This window comes from Gemmiger sp. An194, assembly GCF_002160145.1.
Taxonomy (GTDB): Bacteria; Bacillota; Clostridia; order Oscillospirales; family Ruminococcaceae; genus Allofournierella.
In genome coordinates this window covers 16,577-36,428 of sequence record NZ_NFKA01000014.1, presented here as the reverse complement: position 1 = coordinate 36,428, position 19,852 = coordinate 16,577, and the positions used below count along the sequence as shown (strand labels likewise).

Annotated in this window: 19 protein-coding genes; 12 read left to right on the top strand and 7 right to left on the bottom strand. The window is 60.2% G+C overall.

Features of this window, described 5'->3' with window-relative positions:
* Positions 1-4: 4 nt before the first annotated feature.
* The 3 genes from B5F28_RS09795 to B5F28_RS14765 form a co-directional block, all read right to left on the bottom strand.
* Positions 5-985, bottom strand: a complete 981-nt coding sequence (locus tag B5F28_RS09795) for a leucine-rich repeat protein (protein ID WP_087295702.1) — start codon at positions 983-985, stop codon at positions 5-7.
* Between the two features lie 143 nt (positions 986-1,128).
* Positions 1,129-2,139, bottom strand: coding sequence for an acyltransferase family protein (locus B5F28_RS09790; RefSeq protein ID WP_158097575.1), 1,011 nt, complete (start codon positions 2,137-2,139; stop codon positions 1,129-1,131).
* Entirely contained in the window at positions 2,100-2,339 is a 240-nt protein-coding gene (locus tag B5F28_RS14765) for a hypothetical protein (protein WP_158097574.1), read from the bottom strand. Before B5F28_RS14765 ends, B5F28_RS09790 begins: the two co-directional genes overlap by 40 nt.
* Between B5F28_RS14765 and B5F28_RS09785 the strand changes: the two genes are divergently transcribed.
* Entirely contained in the window at positions 2,332-2,652 is a 321-nt protein-coding gene (locus tag B5F28_RS09785; RefSeq protein ID WP_087295698.1) for a heavy metal-binding domain-containing protein, read from the top strand. The genes B5F28_RS14765 and B5F28_RS09785 overlap by 8 nt on opposite strands.
* Before the next feature lie 311 nt (positions 2,653-2,963).
* On the opposite strand, the gene B5F28_RS09780 is transcribed toward B5F28_RS09785, so the two are convergent.
* Both B5F28_RS09780 and B5F28_RS09775 read right to left on the bottom strand, forming a co-directional pair.
* The gene (locus B5F28_RS09780; protein WP_087295697.1) at positions 2,964-3,737 is read right to left on the bottom strand and encodes a type III pantothenate kinase; all 774 of its coding nucleotides are present in this window, start codon (positions 3,735-3,737) and stop codon (positions 2,964-2,966) included.
* A gap of 32 nt (positions 3,738-3,769) precedes the next feature.
* Positions 3,770-4,417: an ECF transporter S component gene (locus tag B5F28_RS09775; protein WP_087295695.1), complete on the bottom strand. Its 648-nt coding sequence runs from the start codon at positions 4,415-4,417 to the stop codon at positions 3,770-3,772.
* Between the two features lie 344 nt (positions 4,418-4,761).
* On the opposite strand from B5F28_RS09775, the gene coaBC reads away from it, so the two are divergent.
* The gene (coaBC, locus tag B5F28_RS09770) at positions 4,762-5,961 is read left to right on the top strand and encodes a bifunctional phosphopantothenoylcysteine decarboxylase/phosphopantothenate--cysteine ligase CoaBC (RefSeq protein WP_087295693.1); all 1,200 of its coding nucleotides are present in this window, start codon (positions 4,762-4,764) and stop codon (positions 5,959-5,961) included.
* Positions 5,962-6,069: 108 nt separating this feature from the next.
* Here coaBC and B5F28_RS09765 read toward each other — a convergent pair whose 3' ends face one another.
* The gene (locus tag B5F28_RS09765; protein ID WP_087295691.1) at positions 6,070-6,780 is read right to left on the bottom strand and encodes a FadR/GntR family transcriptional regulator; all 711 of its coding nucleotides are present in this window, start codon (positions 6,778-6,780) and stop codon (positions 6,070-6,072) included.
* Positions 6,781-7,012: 232 nt separating this feature from the next.
* Here B5F28_RS09765 and hypB point away from each other — a divergent pair, with 232 nt between their 5' ends.
* The 10 genes from hypB (at position 7,013) to B5F28_RS09715 (ending at position 18,449) form a co-directional block, all read left to right on the top strand.
* Positions 7,013-7,693 carry a hydrogenase nickel incorporation protein HypB gene (gene hypB / locus B5F28_RS09760; RefSeq protein ID WP_087295688.1) on the top strand — a complete coding sequence of 227 codons (681 nt, stop codon included), beginning with the start codon at positions 7,013-7,015 and terminating at the stop codon, positions 7,691-7,693.
* 26 nt (positions 7,694-7,719) lie between these two features.
* Positions 7,720-10,488: an FAD-dependent oxidoreductase gene (locus tag B5F28_RS09755; RefSeq protein WP_087295685.1), complete on the top strand. Its 2,769-nt coding sequence runs from the start codon at positions 7,720-7,722 to the stop codon at positions 10,486-10,488.
* Positions 10,489-10,491: 3 nt separating this feature from the next.
* The gene (locus tag B5F28_RS09750) at positions 10,492-10,905 is read left to right on the top strand and encodes a hydrogenase maturation nickel metallochaperone HypA (protein WP_087295683.1); all 414 of its coding nucleotides are present in this window, start codon (positions 10,492-10,494) and stop codon (positions 10,903-10,905) included.
* Positions 10,906-10,962: 57 nt separating this feature from the next.
* On the top strand, positions 10,963-12,009 hold the full coding sequence (locus tag B5F28_RS09745) for a DUF5692 family protein (protein WP_087295681.1): 1,047 nt from the start codon (positions 10,963-10,965) through the stop codon (positions 12,007-12,009).
* A 313-nt stretch (positions 12,010-12,322) separates the two neighbouring features.
* Positions 12,323-13,447 (top strand): ABC transporter ATP-binding protein, encoded by a 1,125-nt coding sequence (locus tag B5F28_RS09740; RefSeq protein ID WP_087295679.1) that lies wholly within the window; start codon positions 12,323-12,325, stop codon positions 13,445-13,447.
* Positions 13,444-14,313 carry a carbohydrate ABC transporter permease gene (locus B5F28_RS09735; protein ID WP_087295677.1) on the top strand — a complete coding sequence of 290 codons (870 nt, stop codon included), beginning with the start codon at positions 13,444-13,446 and terminating at the stop codon, positions 14,311-14,313. The genes B5F28_RS09740 and B5F28_RS09735 overlap by 4 nt, the downstream gene beginning before the upstream one ends.
* Positions 14,314-15,246, top strand: coding sequence for a carbohydrate ABC transporter permease (locus tag B5F28_RS09730; RefSeq protein WP_481808394.1), 933 nt, complete (start codon positions 14,314-14,316; stop codon positions 15,244-15,246).
* A 90-nt stretch (positions 15,247-15,336) separates the two neighbouring features.
* A complete protein-coding gene (locus tag B5F28_RS09725) occupies positions 15,337-16,755 on the top strand; it encodes an ABC transporter substrate-binding protein (RefSeq protein WP_087295675.1) in 1,419 nt (472 codons plus the stop codon).
* Positions 16,756-16,843: 88 nt separating this feature from the next.
* Positions 16,844-17,587: a glycerophosphodiester phosphodiesterase gene (locus B5F28_RS09720; protein ID WP_087295673.1), complete on the top strand. Its 744-nt coding sequence runs from the start codon at positions 16,844-16,846 to the stop codon at positions 17,585-17,587.
* 7 nt (positions 17,588-17,594) lie between these two features.
* A complete protein-coding gene (locus B5F28_RS09715; RefSeq protein WP_247643462.1) occupies positions 17,595-18,449 on the top strand; it encodes an HAD-IIA family hydrolase in 855 nt (284 codons plus the stop codon).
* Between the two features lie 68 nt (positions 18,450-18,517).
* On the opposite strand, the gene B5F28_RS09710 is transcribed toward B5F28_RS09715, so the two are convergent.
* Positions 18,518-19,783, bottom strand: a complete 1,266-nt coding sequence (locus B5F28_RS09710) for an MFS transporter (RefSeq protein WP_087295671.1) — start codon at positions 19,781-19,783, stop codon at positions 18,518-18,520.
* Positions 19,784-19,852: the final 69 nt, after the last annotated feature.

Below are 19,852 nucleotides of genomic sequence, written 5' to 3'. Positions count from 1 at the left end.
TGCCTCACAGGTCAAAGGATCGGGCCCGGGGCGCGCCGAAGCGCCGATTCTGGTATTCCAGCAACAGGCCCAGAGCCTCGGTGCGGCGGGCGGCTCGGGCCAGCTCGCAGCCCTCGCCCAGCGCCTGCCGGTCCAGCAGGTCCAGCCCCAGCACAAAGGCCAGGGGAGCGGTGTCCGCTTCGGCCAGAACCAGCTCCAGCAGCTGGGCTGTGTGCCGGGAAAGGCAGGTCAGATACGCGGCGCGGGCGGCCTCGCTCAGCTGTACCGGAAAGCGCAGCCGGTCCAGTGCCATGTGCACTGCCAGTGAAAACTCGTGGGTGCGCAGCAAAAGGTCCAGCGAGGCGTCGTACTGGTCGTAGCGGAACCGGTGACCGTCAAAGCTTTGGCGGCACAGGTAACCCACGCCCCGGATGTTATAATGAAAGATATGGGGGGCTGCCATCTCCTCATAGTCCTCGTCGTAAGCGGGGAAGAAGAGGCGGCACTCCGGCCCGGCGGCAGGGGAAAAACGCAGCTCCAGCTCGCCGGAATATTCCTGCAGCAGGCTGCGCAGGCAGCGGCATTCCTCCGCCGGGGAGGCCAGGGTCACCCGCCGCAGGGAAAAGCAGTTCATAAAAGCGTCGGTTCCCACGCTCTGCAAACTGCCGCCAATTTCCAGTGCCTCCAGCCCGGTGCAGCCGTAAAAGACGTAGTTGCCCAGAGAAAGAGCCTTTTGGGGCAGGCGCACCAGCCGCAGGGCCGCCGCGTCGTGGGTGGGGATTTGCCCGCCGCCGCTGGTCAGCAGAAGCTGAAACGCCCCTTCAGGCAGCTGCCGGGGCTCCCGGGCGCTGAAGGCGTAATCCCCCAGACGGGTGATGGGCAGGCCGTCCAGCTCGTCGGGCAAAAGCAGCTGGGGGGCGCTGGTCTGGCAGCGCAGCAGGGCGATGCCGTTTTCCTCCTGAATGCAGGTGAGCAGCGCATCGCAGTCGGCGGGAAGGGAACGCATGGGCTTGTAACTCCTTTGTTTGCGGAATGCTCCCGGGCAAACTGCCCGGGAAATGACTGGTTATATTATACCACGACGGTGGAGAAAGACAACGGCTTTCGGGCGCAAAAAAGCCCCGCGTCCGGTGGATGCGGGGGGAAAATTCAGCGGGCAGGGCGCTTTGCCACATTTTTTTGCAGCCCCGGCACAGGGCGGCTCAGCTGCGGCGCGCAGAAGGTGGGCCGCAGCAGGGCAGCGGTGAACCGGTTGCCCAGCACCGCACAGAGCAGCAGAGCCACCAGAATGGCCAGTCTAATGCCCGCCAGCGGCGGCAGGGACGGGCGCAGCAGCCGCAGGCTGCGCACGAAAAAGCCGTGCACAAGGAACACCGGAAGGGTGTACTGCCCAAGGGCCGCAACCAAAGGCAGCGGCTGTTTTGGAACGATGAGCAAAAGCAGGGCGATCCAGGCGGCGCTGGTGGCCAGCAGCAGAACTCGCAGCTCCGGGTCATAGTGCGCGCCCTCATAGGAGCGGCTGGCATAAAACCACACGCTGCGCACCACGCCGCGCCGCAGCCAGAGCAGTGTGCCTGCAAGGGCAATCCAGCCGGAGAGCGCGGCAATCACCCCGCGCCGGGGAAGCTGGGGCAACAGGCCGCGCAGCCCACCGCCCGCGGCCAGATGCCCGGCGGCGAAGAAGGGCAGCAGCACCAGCGTGCGGGAAAGGCTCATGCTGTAACCGATGGAGGGATCAAATCCGGAGGCCAGCGCGGCGGCCAGGCAGGACAGAAGGGCGGCCTTCGGGCTTTTTGCCCCGTCGATCAGAGGCAAAAGCAGGGTCCAGAGCATCATCGAAAACAGGTACCACAGCAGCCAGTAGGGGGTGGTGTATTGCAGTGGAGCGTCGCCGTGCAGCACCAGCCGGTCAAACAGAAGGTACAGCGTTTGGTACACCAGGTACGGGTAGAGCAGCCGCCGGAAAAAGCGGGCTGCGTCGAACCGGGCAAACCAGCCGGAGCAGAACACGAACACGGGCATGTGGAAGGAATAGATCAGCCGGTACAGCCAGGCGGCGGCAGGGCCGCCCACCAGTTCCAGCAGGTGGCCGAACACCACCAGAAAAATCAGAATGCCTTTCAAATTATCAAACCGGGCATCCCGTCGGGAAGTTTCCATGAAAAACGCCTTCTTTGATGGTAAGTTATCATGTGGTCCACACCGGGTCCGGGCGAAACCGCATTCGATTGTAGCACATTCTGCCCTGCAATGCAAAGCGCTTTTTGTTCGCTGCCATTGTCTTTTGAACAGGTGGATGCTATAATGAGAAAAAACGGGCATTGACCCGTGCCGGAAAAGGAGATGTTGTTGATGATCATTACCACTACCCCTTCGGTGGAGGGGCGTTCCATTCGGGAATACAAGGGCATCGTATTCGGCGAGATCATCTCCGGTGTGGATATCTTTCAGGATATCGGTGCCGGGCTGCGAAACATCTTCGGCGGGCGCAGCTCCGGGTATGAAGAGGAACTGAAAAACGCCCGCATTCAGGCCCTGGAGGAGATGGGTACCCGTGCGGCCCATCTGGGCGCGGACGCAGTGGTCGGCGTGCGCGTGGATTACGAGGTGCTGGGCAGCAACAACGGCATGCTGATGGTGAATGTGTCCGGCACTGCGGTGGTGCTGGACTGAGCCGGCCGAAAGAAAAATACGGAAGGCCCGCTTCGGAGATTTCCCCGAGGCGGGCCTTTTTGTACGCTATAAAAGCACAATATCACAGCATCTTCATAAAGCGAGCCGATCTTTCACAGCCGTCACACGGTTTATTCAGCGGCAGTTAAAAATTGGCCGGTACAATAAAAACGTGTAAGGTTCACTGCTCTCAACCTAGTAAAAGGGCAGACAAAAAACAATCCGCTGCCGGTCCGGTCGAGCCGACGGGCGGCGGTTTGTATAGATAAAACGCCCGAGGCCAGAGCCCCGGGCGTTTTCCGTTTGCAAAATTACTTCTGCTGATTTTTCTGGTAAATGAGCAGCAGGCCCTTCAAAAGCAGTGCATCATCGATGATGATCTTGTGGCGGCAGTGGGGCACGATCACACTGGCCAGACCGCCGGTGGCAACCACGGTCACCGGCTCGCCCAGTTCCTCCTGGATGCGGTCGATCAGACCGTCCAGACAGGCGGCGTTGCCGTGGATGATGCCGCTCTTCATGCACTCGATGGTATTCTTGCCGATCAGGCGGCGGGGAGAATCCAGGCTGATTTTGGGCAGCTGGGAGGTGTGGCGCACCAGTGCCTCCAGCGAGGCGTTCACGCCCGGCAAAATCATGCCGCCGATGTAGCTCTTCTCCGCATCCAGCACCTCCACGGTGGTGGCGGTGCCCAGATCCACAATCACCAGAGGCACCGGGTAATCCCGGATGCCCGCCACGGCGCAAACCACACGGTCACTGCCCAGCTGGGCGGGGTTGTCCATCTTGATGTGCAGCCCGTTCTTCACGCCGGGGCCAACCACCATGGCCTCGTGGCCGGTAACGGTGCGCACCGCCTGGCAGATCAGATTGGTGATGGGCGGTACCACCGACGAGATGATCACACCCTCCAGCGTGTTCATGTCTACGTTATAAAGCTCCAGCACATTTTTGATGCTGATGGCGTATTCCAGCGAGGTCTTGCCCGGATCGGTGGAGAGCCGTTCCACAAACACGATGTTCTCCTCGGATTCCAGGTAGCCGATCACGATGTTGGTGTTGCCGATGTCCAGTGCAAGGATCATATGTCAAAACTCCTCGTTTGATGTATGGATGATTAGGTCTTGCTTTTGGCAAAACGCAGCAAGGGGCGGCCCACCAGAGCTACGATGATGGTGGCCACAATGGCCTCCGGCACGCCCTGAAGCCCGATGATGGACAGGATGAAGGGATAAACCGCGTCCGCCGCAATGCCCTTGGCTGCGCCGTAGCTTTCGCCGAAGAACACGAAGATCAGGTTCATCACCAGCAGGGTATTGGTCATGGAGCCCACAAACCCGGCAGCGCCCAAACTCACGGTGAGCTTGCCGGGGGCAGAGCCCAGCAGCCGCTTCAGACCTTTAAATACAAAATACGGAAGCACGCCAACCAGAATGCGGGGCACCAGAACGATTACCAGACTGGCCCAGCTGCCGTGCACATCGCCCAGGCTGTAGAAAGGGGTGAACACAAACGAGGTCACGTTGGGGGCCACGGTGTTGTTCACCAGGCTGGTGAGACCGAATACGCCGCCCAGTACCGCGCCCTTGCGGGGCCCTAAAAGCACCGAGCCCAGAATTACCGGGATGTGGATAATGGTCGCCCGCATGAAGCCAAGCGGGATGTAGCCCAGAAAGGGCACCATGGCCATTGCGATGATGATGGCCGAAAAAAGGGCAAGCTGAACCAGCCCGCGGGAGTTGTTCGCAGTTCCGTTTTTGTACATATTCAATTGTCCTCCTTGTTATTATTCCCGAAACCGGGATACAATACGCTGTTCAGTATAGCACCAAACCCGGCGCAAAACAAGGGCGATACTGCATAATTCCAGGTGGTGAAGCGCGCCCGAAAAATTTTTGTGATATGAACCAAAAAGCACAGAAAATTTTGGCGTGATACGCCGCCTGAGCCGTACGGCGTGAATTGTGCGGTGTTGACCAAGAAAAGAATGGAATTTTTTTGCACGGCAGCGGCTTTGGATGAACGCCTTTCGTCGGGGCGTTTTTGTGTTATAATAAAAGGCAGAGAAAACCGGCCTCCCGTGGCCGGGCAAAAAGGAGAAACGGCAACATGCTCAAGGGAAAACATGTGGTGCTGGCGGTCACCGGCGGCATCGCGGCATATAAAATGGCCACCATGGCCAGCCTTCTGGTCAAGCAGCACGCGGACGTTCAGGTGCTGATGACCCAAAACGCCACCAACTTTATCAACCCCATCACTTTCGAGACCCTCACCGGCCACAAATGCCTGGTGGATACCTTTGACCGGAACTTTGAATTTAATGTGGAGCATGTGTCGGTGGCCAAGCAGGCGGACATCGCCCTGGTGGCTCCTGCCACTGCCAACGTGATCGGCAAGCTGGCCAACGGTCTGGCAGACGATATGCTCACCACCACGCTGCTGGCCTGCAAGTGCAAAAAGCTGGTGGCCCCGGCCATGAATACCCAGATGTACGAAAACCCCATCGTGCAGGATAATCTGAAAAAGCTGGAGAATTACGGCATGGAGCTGATCCAGCCGGTGAGCGGCCATCTGGCCTGCGGTGACAGCGGTATGGGCAAGATGGTGGAGCCGGAGGTGATGCTCCAGTACATCCTGCGGAACTTGGCCCTGGAAAAGGATATGCAGGGATTGAAGGTGCTGGTCACCGCCGGGCCCACGCAGGAGGCCATCGACCCGGTGCGCTACATCACCAACCATTCCACCGGTACCATGGGCTATCAACTGGCCCGCAACTGCATGCTGCGGGGCGCTCAGGTCACCCTGGTCACCGGCCGTACCGCCCTGACTCCGCCGCCTTTCGTGGAGGTGGTGCCGGTGGTGAGCGCTCAGGAGATGTATGAGGCCGTGACCAGCCGCGCCGCCGGGCAGGACATCATCATCAAGGCCGCCGCCGTGGCCGACTACCGCCCCGCCACCGTGGCCACCGAGAAAATCAAGAAGGCGGAGGGCGGCTGGGCGATCCCGCTGGAGCGGACTCAGGACATCCTGCGCAGCCTGGGCGAAGAAAAGCCCGCCGGGCAGTTTTTGTGCGGCTTTGCCATGGAGACCCAGAACCTGGAGGAGAACGCCCGCAAAAAGCTGGAGGCAAAGAATCTGGATCTGGTGGTGGGCAACAACGTGAAGGTAGAGGGCGCGGGCTTCGGCGCGGGCACCAATGTGATCACCTTCATCACCAAAGAGGGCGCCGAGCCCCAGCCCCAGATGGACAAGGCCCAGGTGGCCGGCTGCATCATGGACAAAATTCTGGCCATGCGGGCCGAAAAGTGAGCCGTCCGGTTTCATTTTATAAGAGTATACAAAAAGAGTGCGCTGCCTCTCAGCTTGGGGGCGGCGCACTCTTTTTGTATGCTGTCCGGTACGGAACGGAAAAGGGACTCACCGCTCGCTGTAGATCTGCTGGCTGCCCCGGATGGCCTGGCCCAGATACCGGTCGATCCATTCCGCTGCGGCCTGCTCGTCCCGGGCACGGATGCAGTCGTACAGACGCTCGGTGTTGCGCAGCAGCGCCTCAATGCCGTACAGCCGGCAAAAGCGCATCCAGAGGGTGATGACCGGGGCCTTGAAGGAATAGTAGATCAGCGGCACGATACTGTTGCCGCCCACCAGCGCCAGCTCGTGCTGGAACTGGAACGCCGCCTCGGCGGCCTGGGCGATGTCCTCTGCCTGGGCGATGCGGGCCAGATGCTCCCCCAGACTGTCCAGCGCCTGGTCCGACGCATAGCGGATGGCGGAGGTCACCGCCAGATGCTCCAGCGCCTGACGTACCTCCAGCAGCGAGCGGATCTCGTCCTTGCCCAGCACGCCGTCCCGGTATTCCATGATGGCGATCAGGGTGGAAAGATTGCCCTTGCGGCGGTAGTCCGCCACACAGGTGCCCTGCCGGGGGCGCACCTCGAGAAAACCCTGCTGGGCCAGCTCGGTCAGACCGCCGTTCACCACCGCCCGGCTTACCTGCATCTGCCGGGCCAGTTCCCGCTCCGGGGGAAGTTGGCTGCCCATGGGCAATTCGCCGGAAAGGATCATGCCTTGCAGCTGGCGCACGAACAATTGTTTCAGACTGGGAGAATTCAGTTTTTCAAAGGGCATACAAATCACCTCGGCTTTAGTTGTGGCTATACCACATACCACAGACTTATTTTACCATGCAATTCGCTTAAGGAAAAGCCCTTCATTTGGGCTGTTCTCTGAAAAATCGGGATTTGATTGACGGTTTATAATGGGAATGTTAAGCTATTAACAGCTAAAAGGCGGGGAAGAGAGGAGAATTGTGGCTCTGGTTGGGCCACAAGACCCGCCCGGAAAACAAGGAGGGGGACCCATGGCGGATACCACCAGCAAGGTAAAAGTGATCGAGATCAAGCAGAGCGTGTTTGCATCCAACGACGAACAGGCCCGCAATCTGCGCGGGGAGCTGAAGGAGAAGGGCGTATTTCTTCTGAACCTGATGTCCTCGCCCGGCGCGGGCAAAACCACCACCCTGAAGCAGACGGTGAAGGCTCTGGAGGGCCAGCTGCGCATCGGCGTGATGGAGGCGGACATTGATTCGGATGTGGATGCCAAGGCGATGGCCGCCACCGGCGTGAAGGCCATCCAGCTGCACACCGGCGGTATGTGCCATCTGGACGCGGACATGACTCGTCAGGGTCTGGAGGCGCTGGGTACCGAAGATGTGGACCTGGCCATCCTGGAAAACGTGGGCAATCTGGTCTGCCCGGCGGAGTTCGATACCGGCGCGGTGAAGAACGCCATGATCCTGTCGGTGCCGGAAGGCCACGACAAGCCCCTGAAATACCCGCTGATGTTTTCGGTGTGTGATGTGGTGCTCATCAACAAGACCGATGTGATGCCCTATTTCGACTTTGACCTGGAAAAGTGCAAAGAGTACCTCCGCATGCGCAATCCGAATGCGGAGGTCATTCCCATCTGTGCCAAAACCGGCGAAGGCATCGAGGCCTGGGCCGATTGGCTGCGCACCCAGGTGAATGATTGGAAGAGCTGAGAGACGAAGGAAAGGACAATAAGGATATGAGTCAGACCCATTTTCCCCTGGATGAAGAAAAGCTGCCCTTTTCCATTCCGAAGGACGAAAAGCCCCGGGAGAAGATTTTAAAGCTGGGCCAGAAGATCACCGACCGTGTGCCCGCCAAGCTGCGCCCGCTCACCGCCGAGGACCCGGAATACTGGGGCCTTGCGGGCATCGTCACCGACGAGATGGCGGATGTGGCCCTGAAAATGAAGGTGCGCAAGCCCATGACCCTGCCCCAGCTGGTCAAGGTCACCGGTAAACCCGCCCAGGAGCTGGAGCCCCTGCTGCAGGAAATGAGCAACGTGGGCTTGCTGGAATACAACTGGGAAAACGAGCGGCGGGAGAAGCAGTATGTGCTGCCCATGTTCGTGCCCGGCAGCGCCGAGTTCTTCAACATGAAACAGCAGCAGATCGACGAGCACCCGGAGGTCACCGCCTTTTTCGAGCGTATGACCTTCCTGCCGCTGGAGCACATCACCGCCATGGTGCCCCCCGGCGGTGCGGGCATCGGCATGCATGTGATCCCGGTGGAACAGGCCATCCAGACCGAGAACCGCTCGGTGGGCATCGAGCACATCTCCCACTGGCTGGATAAGTACGACGGCAAATATGCCGCCAGTCCCTGCTCCTGCCGGATGTCCCGCGCCAAGCTGGGCGAGGGATGCGGCGACGATCCGGAGGACTGGTGCATCGGTGTGGGCGACATGGCGGACTACCTGGTGGAGACCAACAAGGGCCACTATGTGGACCGGGATGAGGTGCTGCGCATCCTGAAGCGCGCCGAGGACAACGGCTTCGTGCACCAGATCACCAACATCGACGGCGAGAACAAGATCTTCGCCATCTGCAATTGTAACGTGAACATCTGTAATGCCCTGCGTACCAGCCAGCTGTTCAACACCCCCAACATGAGCCGCTCGGCCTACGTGGCCAATGTGACCACCGAAAATTGTGTGGCCTGCGGCCGCTGCGTGGAATACTGCCCGGCGGGCGCGGTGCGTCTGGGCCAGAAGCTCTGCACCAAGGACGGCCCGGTGGAATACCCCCGGCAGGAGCTGCCGGACCGGGTAAAATGGGGCCCGGAAAAGTGGGACATCAACTACCGGGACACCAACCGCACCAACTGCCACGACACCGGCACCGCCCCCTGCAAGACCGCCTGCCCGGCCCACATCGCGGTGCAGGGCTACCTGAAGATGGCAGCCCAGGGCCGTTACACCGAGGCGCTGGCCCTCATCAAGCAGGAGAACCCCTTCCCGGCGGTGTGCGGCCGGGTGTGCAACCGCCGCTGTGAGGACGCCTGCACCCGCGGCAAGATCGACCAGGCGGTGGCCATCGACGAGGTGAAGAAGTTCATCGCCCAGAAGGATCTGGACGCGGCCACCCGTTATGTGCCGCCCATCCAGCCCCCCTCCAACCGGGGCGGTTTCGACGACAAGATCGCCATTGTGGGCGCGGGCCCGGCGGGCCTGTCCTGTGCCTTCTTCCTGGCGAAGAAGGGCTACAAGCCCACCGTGTTTGAGAAAAACGCCCGCCCCGGCGGCATGCTGGTCTATGGCATCCCCTCCTACAAGCTGGAGAAGGATGTTGTGGACGCGGAGATCGAGGTGCTGCGCCAGATGGGTGTGGAGATCCGCTGCAATGTGGAGGTTGGCCGGGATGTGACGCTGGATGACCTGCGCGCTCAGGGCTACAAGGCCTTCTATCTGGCCATCGGCTGCCAGGGCGGCCGGCTGGCGGGTATTCCCGGCGAAAACGCCGAGGGCGTGACCACCGCGGTGGAGTTCCTCCGTCGGGTCAGCGAGGACGAGACCACCCCGGTCAAGGGCCGGGCGGTGGTGATCGGCGGCGGCAACGTGGCCATCGATGTGGCCCGCTCCTGCCTGCGCTGCGGCGCGGAGGAAGTGGCCATGTACTGTCTGGAGCAGGAAAATCAGATGCCCGCCTCCCCCGAGGAGATCGCCGAGGCCCGTCAGGAGGGCGCGGTCATCCACTGCGGATGGGGCCCCAGCCGCATCCTGGAGGAAAACGGCAAGGTCACCGGTGTGGAGTTCAAGCGCTGCGTGTCGGTCACCGACGCAAACGGCCGTTTCGCTCCGATCTACGACGAGAAGGATACCATGACCGTGCCCTGTGACCGGGTGTTTATGAGCATCGGCCAGAGCATCCAGTGGGGCGGACTGCTTACCGGCAGCACCGTGCAGCTGGGTGGCGGCGGTCGAGCCCAGGCGGACCCGCTGACCTACCAGACCGCCCAGCCGGACGTGTTTGTGGGCGGCGATGTGTACACCGGCCCCAGCTTCGCCATTGACGCCATTGCCGCGGGCAAGCAGGGCGCAGTGTCCATCCACCGGTTCGTACAGCCCAACACCAGCATGACCATCGGCCGGGACCGCCGCCAGTTCATCGAGCTGGACAAGGACAACGCGGTCCTCACCGGCTACGACACCGCCGCCCGCCAGTATCCCGCTATGGATGGCCGCATCGACCACGCCCGCTCCTTCCGGGATGCCCAAGGCACCCTGACTGAAGAGCAGGTGAAGACCGAGACCGCCCGCTGCCTTGGCTGCGGCGCTTCGGTGGTGGACCCCAACAAGTGTATCGGCTGCGGTATCTGCACCACTAAATGTGAGTTCGACGCCATCCACCTTTCCCGCGAGCTGCCCGATTGCAGCAACATGGTGCGCAGCGAGGACAAGTTCAAGGCCATCCTGCCCTATATGCTCAAGCGGGAGATGAAGATCCGCTTCGGCAAAAAGGAGAAATGAGCCATGCATGAACTGGGCATTGTGTTCCACATCATCCGCGGCGTGGAAGAGGTGGGCCGCAAAAACCGGGTGAAACGGGTCAGCGCGGTGACGCTCCAGCTGGGCGAGGTGTCCGGCGTGGTGGAGCACTACCTGCAGGACTGCTGGTGCTGGGCGGCGGACCGTTCCCAGCTGCTGAAAGGCGCGCAGCTGCGGGTGGAGACCATTCCTGCCCAGACCCTGTGCGAGAGCTGCGGCGAGATCTATCCCACCGTGGCCCATGGCAAGACCTGCCCGGCCTGCGGTTCTGCGTATACCCACCTTTTGCAGGGCAGCGAGATGCTCATCAAGGAGATCGAGGTGCCCGAAGAAACCGACATCCCCCCCGAACCCAAAGGACCGGGGGAGACACCGGGCCCGGTTTGCGGCCGGGCCTAATCAAGCCAATTGGAAAAAGCCGGCACAAAAACGTGCCGGCAAAGGAGGAAATTTATCATGTTGTTCCAGATTTATGGAGAAAACGCCGGCTTCCAGCTGTTGGGCTGGCTGCTGGTCTTTGCGGGCCTGGTGGTGCTGAACGAGCTTTCCCGTCGCACCAAACAGGGAGGGGTGTTTTTCTTTTTGATTCTGCCCGCGGCACTCACCGTGTATTTCGTGTCCATCTATGTGGGCGCGGCCATGGGAGCCGAGTGGGCGTTGAATAATCCCACGTATGTCCACATGAACAGCTGGTTCCATTACGCCAAGCTCTACGCCGCCACCGCCGGATGCATCGGCTTCATGATGATCAAGTATAAGTGGGGCATCGGCAAGCAGCCCTGGTTCCGGGTGTTCCCCTTCGCCATCGTGGCCATCAACATCCTGATCGCCGTGTGCAGCGATTTCGAGTCCGGCATCCGGGGCGCCATGGCCCTGGCCGCCACTGGCGACCGGTGGTGGCTGTCCAGCGAGAACGTGTGGCTGTACGGCGGCTGGTGGAACTGGGTCAACGGCATCGCGGGCATTTTGAACATCCTGTGCATGACCGGCTGGTGGGGAATCTACTCTTCCAAGAAGCACGACGACATGCTCTGGCCGGATATGACCATCTACTTCATCATTGCCTACGACCTGTGGAACTTTGAGTACACCTACAACAACCTGCCCACCCATGCCTGGTACTGCGGCCTGGCTCTGCTGCTGGCTCCCACCTTTGCCAACGCGCTGTGGAACAAGGGCGGCTGGATTCAGAACCGCGCCAACACCCTGGCTTTGTGGTGCATGTTCGCCCAGGTGTTCCCCGCCTTCCAGGATTACAGCGTGTTCAGCACCCTGCCGGTGCTCTATTCCGACGGTGTGATGGATGCCTCCGTGCGGCCCGCCACTGCCAATCCCACCATGCAGGGCGTGATCGCCATTCTGGCGCTGGCGGCCAACGTGATCGTGCTGGCCATTATTATCAAGCGGTCGGTGGAGCAGAAGAAGAATCCCTATAAGAACGAGATCTTCACCGATCACCGGGATTACCGTCAGGCCATGGCCCGGGCGGAAGTTACCCGATAAACCTGAGCAAAATCTTGCAAACACTTAACAGAATTTAACAAAACCGATCCATTCTCCTCTTTCCTTGCCCCGGCGGCGCAGATTTCCCCCTCTGCGCTGCCGGGGCCTTATTTTTGCGGCATTTGACTGGCAGAATTTCCGGTAAGTTTTGGAAGATTTTGGGCGAATTTGCTTTTCTTGCTTTTTACAAACGATTTACCGGAAAGCGGCGGAAGGGGACGGAAAAATCCGTTATCATACCCAGTGTACCGGGCAGTGTGGCCCCCGAAAGTGCGGGCGCCCGGTGAAAGACAAGGGGGAAGAGAAAAGCTTTATGGCAGAAATCGTTTTGAAGAATATCAGCAAAATATACGACAAGGGCCAGCGGGCGGTGAGCGATTTCTCGCTGCACATCCACGATGGCGAGTTCATCGTATTTGTGGGCCCTTCCGGCTGCGGCAAGTCCACCACCCTGCGCATGATTGCCGGGCTGGAGGAGATCAGCGAAGGCGAACTGTGGATAGGCGACGAGTTGTGCAATTACGCCGAGCCCGGTGAGCGGGATCTGTCCATGGTGTTCCAGAACTACGCACTGTATCCGCAGATGAGCGTGTACGACAACATGGCCTTTTCGCTGTCGGTGCGCAAGGTGCCCAAGGACCAGATTGCCCGGCGGGTGGACAAGGCCGCCGAAATGCTGGACATCAAGCACCTTTTGAACCGCCGTCCGGGCCAGCTGTCCGGCGGTCAGAAGCAGCGTGTGGCCATCGGCAGCGCCATCATGCGTGAGCCCCGGGCTTTTTTGATGGACGAGCCGCTGTCCAACCTGGATGCGAAGCTGCGGGCCCACATGCGGGTGGAGCTGGCGGCGCTGCATCAGAAGCTGGGCGCCACCATGATTTATGTAACCCATGACCAGACCGAGGCCATGACACTGGCGGACCGCATTGTAGTGATGAAGGAGGGACGCATCCAGCAGGTGGCAAGCCCGGCGGAGTTGTACAGCCGCCCCACCAACCTGTTTGTGGCGGGCTTCATCGGCTCTCCGGCCATGAACTTTGTCCGCGGCACCGTGGAGGAAGGGGAGCAGAACATTGTGTTCCGCAGCCGGAACGGGCTGTGCCTGCCCCTGACCTTTGACCAGGCGGCAGGCCTGTGGCCCCGCTGTAAGGGCCGCGAGGTGGTGTTGGGTATCCGCCCCGAGGACATTCTGCCCACGCAGGCAGTAAATCGGGTGCTGGGCCGGATGGACGGCCGCCTCACCGCCTGTGAGGGCCTGGGTCACGAGACCATCCTGCATCTGGAAACCGCCGACGGTGAGTTTGCCGCCCGGGTAAAGGAACGCACCGGCGCACGCGCAGGCGATGCGGCCTCCCTGTGGGTGGATATGGAAAAGGCTCACTTTTTCGATGGTGAGACCGAACAAAATCTTTTTTATCAGTGGAGCGATTGCGAATGAACCAGTTACGTCAACGGCTCGCCGAGGTGAGCCCCTATTGTTACCTGATCCCCTGCTTTGCAGTGTTCGGCATGTTCCTGTTTTACCCCTTTTTCAAGACCATTTATCTGAGCCTGTTCCTCACCGATAAGCTGGGCAAGGCAAAGATTTTTGTGGGGCTGAAAAACTACAGCGACCTGCTCACCTCCGAAAGCTTTTACAACAGCATCCTGGTTACCCTGATCTTTGTGGTGATTGTGGTGTTCGGCAGCATGCTGCTGGGCCTTGCCACTGCTGTGCTGTGCAGCAAGACCTTCCCGGGCATTCGGGCCTTCAGCACCGCCTATGCGCTGCCCATGGCCATTGCCTCCAGCGGCGCGGCCATGATTTTCAAGGTGATTCTGAACCCCACCATCGGCGTGTTCAACAAGCTCACCGGTCTGGACATCAACTGGATCAGCGACCCCCGCTACGCCCTCATCTGCGTGGCGGTGCTCACTGCCTGGCTGAACAGCGGCATCAACTTCCTGTACTTCTCCGCGGGGCTGGGCAACATCGACGAATCCATCTATGAGCGCGCCTCGGTGGACGGCGCCAGCGGCGTTCAGAAGTTCTTCCGGCTCACCCTGCCGGGCCTGAGCCCCATCATCTTCTATACCTTGGTGGTCAACATCATCCAGGCCTTCCAGTCCTTCGGCCAGGTGAAGATCCTGACTCAGGGCGGCCCCGGCGAGTCCACCAACCTGATTGTTTACTCCATCTACCGCGACGCCTTCTTCAACTACAAGTTCGGCAGCGCGGCTGCCCAGTCCGTCATTTTGTTCCTCATCATCATGGCGCTGACCCTGGTTATGTTCAAGGTGGAAAAGAAGGGAGTCAAGTATTAAATGGATATGCCTGTGAATCAAAAGGCCCCTCTGAACGGCGTGCTGCGCCGGGGCCAGTATACCGAAGAGCAGCTGGCGGCCCTGCACCGCCGCATGAGCGCTGCCGCCCTGCGCCGCCGCCGCATTAAGACCAGCGTGCTGGTTGCGCTGAATGTGGTGGTAGCCCTGTTCATCCTCTTTCCGCTGCTGTATGCGGTCAGTGTTTCTCTGATGACCGGCAGCGAGCTGTTCACCATGGATATGAATTTAATCCCCAGCGCTCCCACGCTGGAAAACTATCTGCGCGCCTGGGCGCAGGTGCCCCTGCTGCGCTTTATCCTGAACTCCTTCCTGGTGGCCGGGTGCATCACCCTGGGCCAGATTCTCACCTGCTCGCTGGCGGCCTTTGCCTTCTCGTTTTTGAACTTCAAGGGCAAGAATGTGCTGTTCATGCTGGTGATGGCCACCATGATGGTGCCCGGCGAGGCCACCATCATCTCCAATTACCTGACCGTGAGCCAGCTGGGGATTCTGGACACCTACCTGGTGCTGATTCTGCCCTCGCTCACCTCCGCCATGGGGATTTTCCTGTTCCGTCAGTTCTATATGACCTTCCCCATCTCGCTGTATGAGTCCGCCAAGCTGGACGGCTGCGGCAACCTGCGCTTCATCGTGCGCATTCTGCTGCCGCTCACCAAGTCTGCCATCGGCGCCATGTCGGTTTACACCTTCATCAACGCCTGGAACATGTACATGTGGCCCCTGCTGGTCACCGGCTCCCAGGAGATGCGCACCGTGCAGATCGGTATCAGTATGCTGGACAACACCGATGCCCAGTCCATTACCCTGATGATGGCCGGTGTGGTGTCGGTGATCATCCCCAGCATGATCATCTTCGTGGTGGGGCAGAAGCAGCTGATCCGGGGGATGTTCTCCGGCGCGGTGAAGGGTTAAATAAACGCTGCAACCGGCGAAAATACGCCGTTTGTAAATAGAAAAAGGATAAACAACGAAGTATAATAAGTATTTGAGGAGAGAAAAGAAATGCAGAAAAAGAAGATCCTGGCGGGCGTTCTGGCCGCCGCAATGGCAATGACCACCCTGGCCGGCTGTGGCGCGGGCGCGTCCGGCAGCTCTGCCGCGGCGGGCGGCACCGCTGAGAACACCGCCGTGCAGACCGAGGCTCAGAGCTCCGGCCTGATCAGCGAGAACTTTGCCAATGTGGACACCAATGGAACCAAGATCACCTTCTGGCATTCCATGGGCGGCGTGAACGGCGAGGCCATGACCTATCTGGTGGATAAGTTCAACTCCGAAAATGAGTACGGCATCACCGTGGAGGCCGTGTACCAGGGCAGCTACGACGACGCCATCAACAAGCTCAAGAGCGCCCAGATCGGCAACATGGGTGCGGATCTGGTTCAGATCTACGACATCGGCACTCGATTCATGATCGACTCCGGCTGGGTCATTCCCATGCAGGAAATGATCGATGCCTCTGGCTACGATATCTCCCAGATCGAGCCCAACATCGCCGCCTACTACACCACCGGCGACGGCCTGTACTCTATGCCCTTCAACTCCTCCACCCCTCTGCTGTACTACAACAAGGACATGTTCGAGGCTGCAGGCATTGAGCAGGTTCCCACCAGCTTCTCCGAGATCGCCGAGGCCGGCGAAAAGCTGAAGGCCGCCGGCTGCACCGAGCCCATTGCCATCAGTGTGTACGGCTGGTGGTTCGAGCAGTTCATGAGCAAGCAGGGCCTGGACCTGGTGGACAACGGCAACGGCCGTGACGCGGCTGCCACCAGTGTGGTGTTCGATTCCAACGGCGGCGCGCTGAACATTCTGAACGGCTGGAAGCAGCTGTACGATGCGGGCGTTGCTCCCAACGTGGGCCGTTCCGGCAGCGACACCGCCACCACCGACTTCACCTCCGGCAAGGCTGCCATGATGTTCGGCAGCACCGCTTCCCTGAAGCAGGTCCTGCAGGACAGCGGCGATTCCTTTGAGGTGGGCACCGCCTACTTCCCCAAGGTAAATGACAGCGACGAGGGCGGCGTGTCCATCGGCGGCGGCTCCCTGTGGGCGCTGAACAACAACGATGAAACCAAGGCTGCTGCCACCTGGCGCTTCATCGAGTTTTTGATCTCTCCCGAGTCCCAGGCTTACTGGAATGCTCAGACCGGCTACTTCCCGGTGACCACCGCTGCCGCCGAGCAGGATACCTACAAGCAGAACATGGAGCAGTATCCCCAGTTCCAGACCGCCATCGACCAGCTGCATGACTCCGCTCCCCAGTACGCGGGCGCTCTGTTGAGCGTATTCCCCGAGTCCCGCCAGATTGTGGAGACCGAGATCGAGGAGATGCTCAGCGGTGGCCAGACCCCCGAGGAGGCGGTGCAGTCCATTGCCGACCAGATGAACGAGACCATCGAAACCTACAACCTGATCAACGGCTGATCTTCCCATCGCCGGAAGCACGACCGGGAAAAGACTCATCTTTTCCCGGTCTTTCGGCTTGATTGCAGACAACAAAGGAGAAAAAACCATGAAACAGAGCAAAGTATTCGCCCACCGGGGCGCAAGCCAGTACGCCCCCGAAAATACGCTGGAGGCCTTTTGTCTGGCCATGGAGCAGGGGGCCGAGGGCATCGAGCTGGATGTACACCTGAGCGCGGACGGTGAGCTGGTGGTCATCCACGACGAGACTCTGGAGCGCACCACAAACGGCACAGGCCTGGTGAAGGAGCATACCCTGGCCCAGCTGCAGGCTCTGCGGGCAGACAATCACATGGAAGGCTTTGAGGCGGCCCGTATCCCCACCCTGCGCCAGGTGCTGGAGCTGGTGCGCCCCGGCGATATGCAGGTGAACATCGAGCTGAAGACCGGCATTTTGTGGTACGAGGGCATCGAGAAAAAGACTCTGGAGCTGGTGAAGGAGCTGGGCATGCAGGACCGGGTGGTCTACTCCTCCTTCAACCATTACAGCATCGAGGAGGTCCGCCGCCTGGACCCCACCGCCGAGACCGCGTATCTTTTCAGTGATGTGATCTTCGAGGTGGAAAAATACGCCGCCCGCCGGGGTGTGAAGGGCCTGCATCCGGCTCTGTGGCACGTGAAGATGGCAGATTTCCTCACCGATTACCTGCAGAGCGGCCTGGCTGTGCGGGTGTGGACCGTGAACCGCCCGGAGGATATGCGCCTGCTGATGGAGCGCGGAGTGGATGCGGTGATCACCAACGATCCCGCCCTGGCGCTGCAGGTGCGGGCGGAACTGGAAGAAAAGGAGTAAGCCGACGGTGAAACAGCTGCGTCAGAAAAAACTCTTTTTGCTGGACATCGACGGCACCATCTGCAAGGGTGAGGGCCTGATCGACGGTGCCAAAGCCTTTCTGGAGACCATTCGTCAAAGTGGCGGGCAATTCATCTTCATCACCAACAACGCCACCCGCGGTACCCGGGATTACATCCGCTTTTTTCGGCGGCTGGGGGTGGAGACCGGCCCGGACCAGTACATTACCGCTGCTTATGCCACCATTCAGTACCTGAAAAAACACTGCTCGGATAGGCTGATCTACGGTCTCGCCACCGATTCTTTTTTGCAGGAATGCCGCGAAAACGGCCTGCGCATCACCACCAGCCTGCAGAGTGGCATTGACTGTGTGCTGGTGTCCTACGACAACCAGCTCAACTACGACAAGATCAAGGATGTATGCCGTCTGCTCACCGAGGGCGAGCCGGAATACATCGCCACCAACCCGGATCTGGTCTGCCCGGTGGAGTTTGGTTACCTGCCGGACTGTGGGGCCATCTGCAACATGATCGAGACCGCCACCGGCAAGCGCCCCCGCTTCATCGGCAAGCCGGAGCCGGCCATGGTGGAGTACGCCCTGGCGCTCACCGGCTGCAGCCCGGAACAGACGCTTGTGGTGGGCGACCGGCTGTATACCGACATTCTGTGCGGCGTGCATGCGGGGGTGGATACCGCCCTGGTGCTGAGCGGCGAGGCTACCCTGCAGGATGCGGCGGCCTTTGCCCATTCGCCCCGGTATCTGTTCCCCTCGGTGAAGGAGCTGGCCGCAGCCATTGCTCCGGCCCGAGCAGCGGCACATGCCGCGCCGCAGGCCGTTTCGGCACAGGTGAAAGCGGTCTGAAAACGGAAAGGGCAAACAAAAAGCTGTTCCCGGATGAAAAGGGAACAGCTTTTTTGCTTTTAAAAATCTTATTCGGTCTGCCCGCCGGGGCCGGGCTCTCGTACCCGGCTCACCACCAGCGCAGCCACAGCGAACAGCACCATACTGAACGCAAAGGGCAGGCGGCGGTCCAGGCTGGAAAGCCAGCCCGCGAAGTAGCCGAAGGGGCAGGAGAGCGCCACCGTGGAGGCGATGATCAGCGCGTTCATCCGGGCCCGCTCCTGGGAGTCCAGATTCAGCTGGAGCAGCGCGTCCTTGCGGGGGTTCACCAGAGCGGCACCCACCGCGCAGAGCAGCACGTAGGCCAGCACTGCGCCAATACCATTCAACGGCGCCAGGATCAGCACCAGTGTGCCCGCCCCGTAGAGGGCCAGACCCAGCCACAAGGGCAGACGGAACTGGGAAAAGCGCAGTCGGTGCTGCACGCCCACCATGAACACCAGCATGACCACCGCATTCAGGATGGGGAACACAGCCAGAAAATTCTCCGAAAGGCCCAGCCGCTGGGTCACATACAGGCTGAAAAAGGTGTTGTTCACCATATTGGTGATGTAAAAGATAACGGACACCGCTACTGCCTTCAGAAGGCCGGGGCTGCGCAGCAGGCTGGGAATCAGCTGGCGATATTCCGCCAGCATCTGCAGCGGCGAAACGCCCTTGGTCTGCTGGCGTCGGATACGGCCCTGGCCGGTCTCATGGCAGAACCGGAAGGTGATGAGGGTCTTGGCGGTCATGGTGAGAGCGAACAGGAAATACAGCACCCGCACCACCGGCACCATGGAATAGGCGCTCACGAACAGGCCGGAAAGAGGGGCGAAGAATACCGCCACCAGCCCGCCGATGGTCACCCAGGTGTAGATCTCCACCAGATCGCCGGGGTCGGCGTCCTCGATCAGCAGGCAGAACCAGGCCGTCTGGTTCACTTGTTCAAAGCAGTTGAGCACCGCCGCAATAAGGAACATCCAGAAATTCTGCGACACCGCCCACACCAGGCAGGCGATGGCCCAGCCGAAAAAGTCACCCAGCATGGTGGTGAACTTGCGGCCCAGCTTGTCGGTGAGGATGCCGCCCCAGAAGGCGATGACCACCTGTACCGCCATGGTGACCGAAAGGATCAGACCGATCTGCACATCGGTCACGCCCAGGGTATACATGTAAAGGGTAGCGAAGGGGGTGATCAGGTTGTAGGGGATGCCCCACAACGGCTCGATCAAAATCAGGGTTCGGGGGTTGCCGTGGTTGTTTGCCAGCACCCGGATCAGGGCGTGCTGCTTCCATTTTGCATTCTGTTTCATGGTTTTTCTTCCGCCTGTCGTTTGTTACTCCGCCACATTCTATCACAGAACGCAGCAAATGGGAAGAGG

Coding starts and splice junctions, on each gene's coding strand:
- B5F28_RS09795 (WP_087295702.1), bottom strand. CDS start 985: ATGCGTTCCCTTCCCGCCGACTGCGATGCGCTGCTCACCTGCATTCAG.
- B5F28_RS09790 (WP_158097575.1), bottom strand. CDS start 2,139: ATGGAAACTTCCCGACGGGATGCCCGGTTTGATAATTTGAAAGGCATT.
- B5F28_RS09785 (WP_087295698.1), top strand. CDS start 2,332: ATGATCATTACCACTACCCCTTCGGTGGAGGGGCGTTCCATTCGGGAA.
- B5F28_RS14765 (WP_158097574.1), bottom strand. CDS start 2,339: ATGATCATCAACAACATCTCCTTTTCCGGCACGGGTCAATGCCCGTTT.
- B5F28_RS09780 (WP_087295697.1), bottom strand. CDS start 3,737: ATGATCCTTGCACTGGACATCGGCAACACCAACATCGTGATCGGCTAC.
- B5F28_RS09775 (WP_087295695.1), bottom strand. CDS start 4,417: ATGTACAAAAACGGAACTGCGAACAACTCCCGCGGGCTGGTTCAGCTT.
- coaBC (WP_087295693.1), top strand. CDS start 4,762: ATGCTCAAGGGAAAACATGTGGTGCTGGCGGTCACCGGCGGCATCGCG.
- B5F28_RS09765 (WP_087295691.1), bottom strand. CDS start 6,780: ATGCCCTTTGAAAAACTGAATTCTCCCAGTCTGAAACAATTGTTCGTG.
- hypB (WP_087295688.1), top strand. CDS start 7,013: ATGGCGGATACCACCAGCAAGGTAAAAGTGATCGAGATCAAGCAGAGC.
- B5F28_RS09755 (WP_087295685.1), top strand. CDS start 7,720: ATGAGTCAGACCCATTTTCCCCTGGATGAAGAAAAGCTGCCCTTTTCC.
- B5F28_RS09750 (WP_087295683.1), top strand. CDS start 10,492: ATGCATGAACTGGGCATTGTGTTCCACATCATCCGCGGCGTGGAAGAG.
- B5F28_RS09745 (WP_087295681.1), top strand. CDS start 10,963: ATGTTGTTCCAGATTTATGGAGAAAACGCCGGCTTCCAGCTGTTGGGC.
- B5F28_RS09740 (WP_087295679.1), top strand. CDS start 12,323: ATGGCAGAAATCGTTTTGAAGAATATCAGCAAAATATACGACAAGGGC.
- B5F28_RS09735 (WP_087295677.1), top strand. CDS start 13,444: ATGAACCAGTTACGTCAACGGCTCGCCGAGGTGAGCCCCTATTGTTAC.
- B5F28_RS09730 (WP_481808394.1), top strand. CDS start 14,314: ATGGATATGCCTGTGAATCAAAAGGCCCCTCTGAACGGCGTGCTGCGC.
- B5F28_RS09725 (WP_087295675.1), top strand. CDS start 15,337: ATGCAGAAAAAGAAGATCCTGGCGGGCGTTCTGGCCGCCGCAATGGCA.
- B5F28_RS09720 (WP_087295673.1), top strand. CDS start 16,844: ATGAAACAGAGCAAAGTATTCGCCCACCGGGGCGCAAGCCAGTACGCC.
- B5F28_RS09710 (WP_087295671.1), bottom strand. CDS start 19,783: ATGAAACAGAATGCAAAATGGAAGCAGCACGCCCTGATCCGGGTGCTG.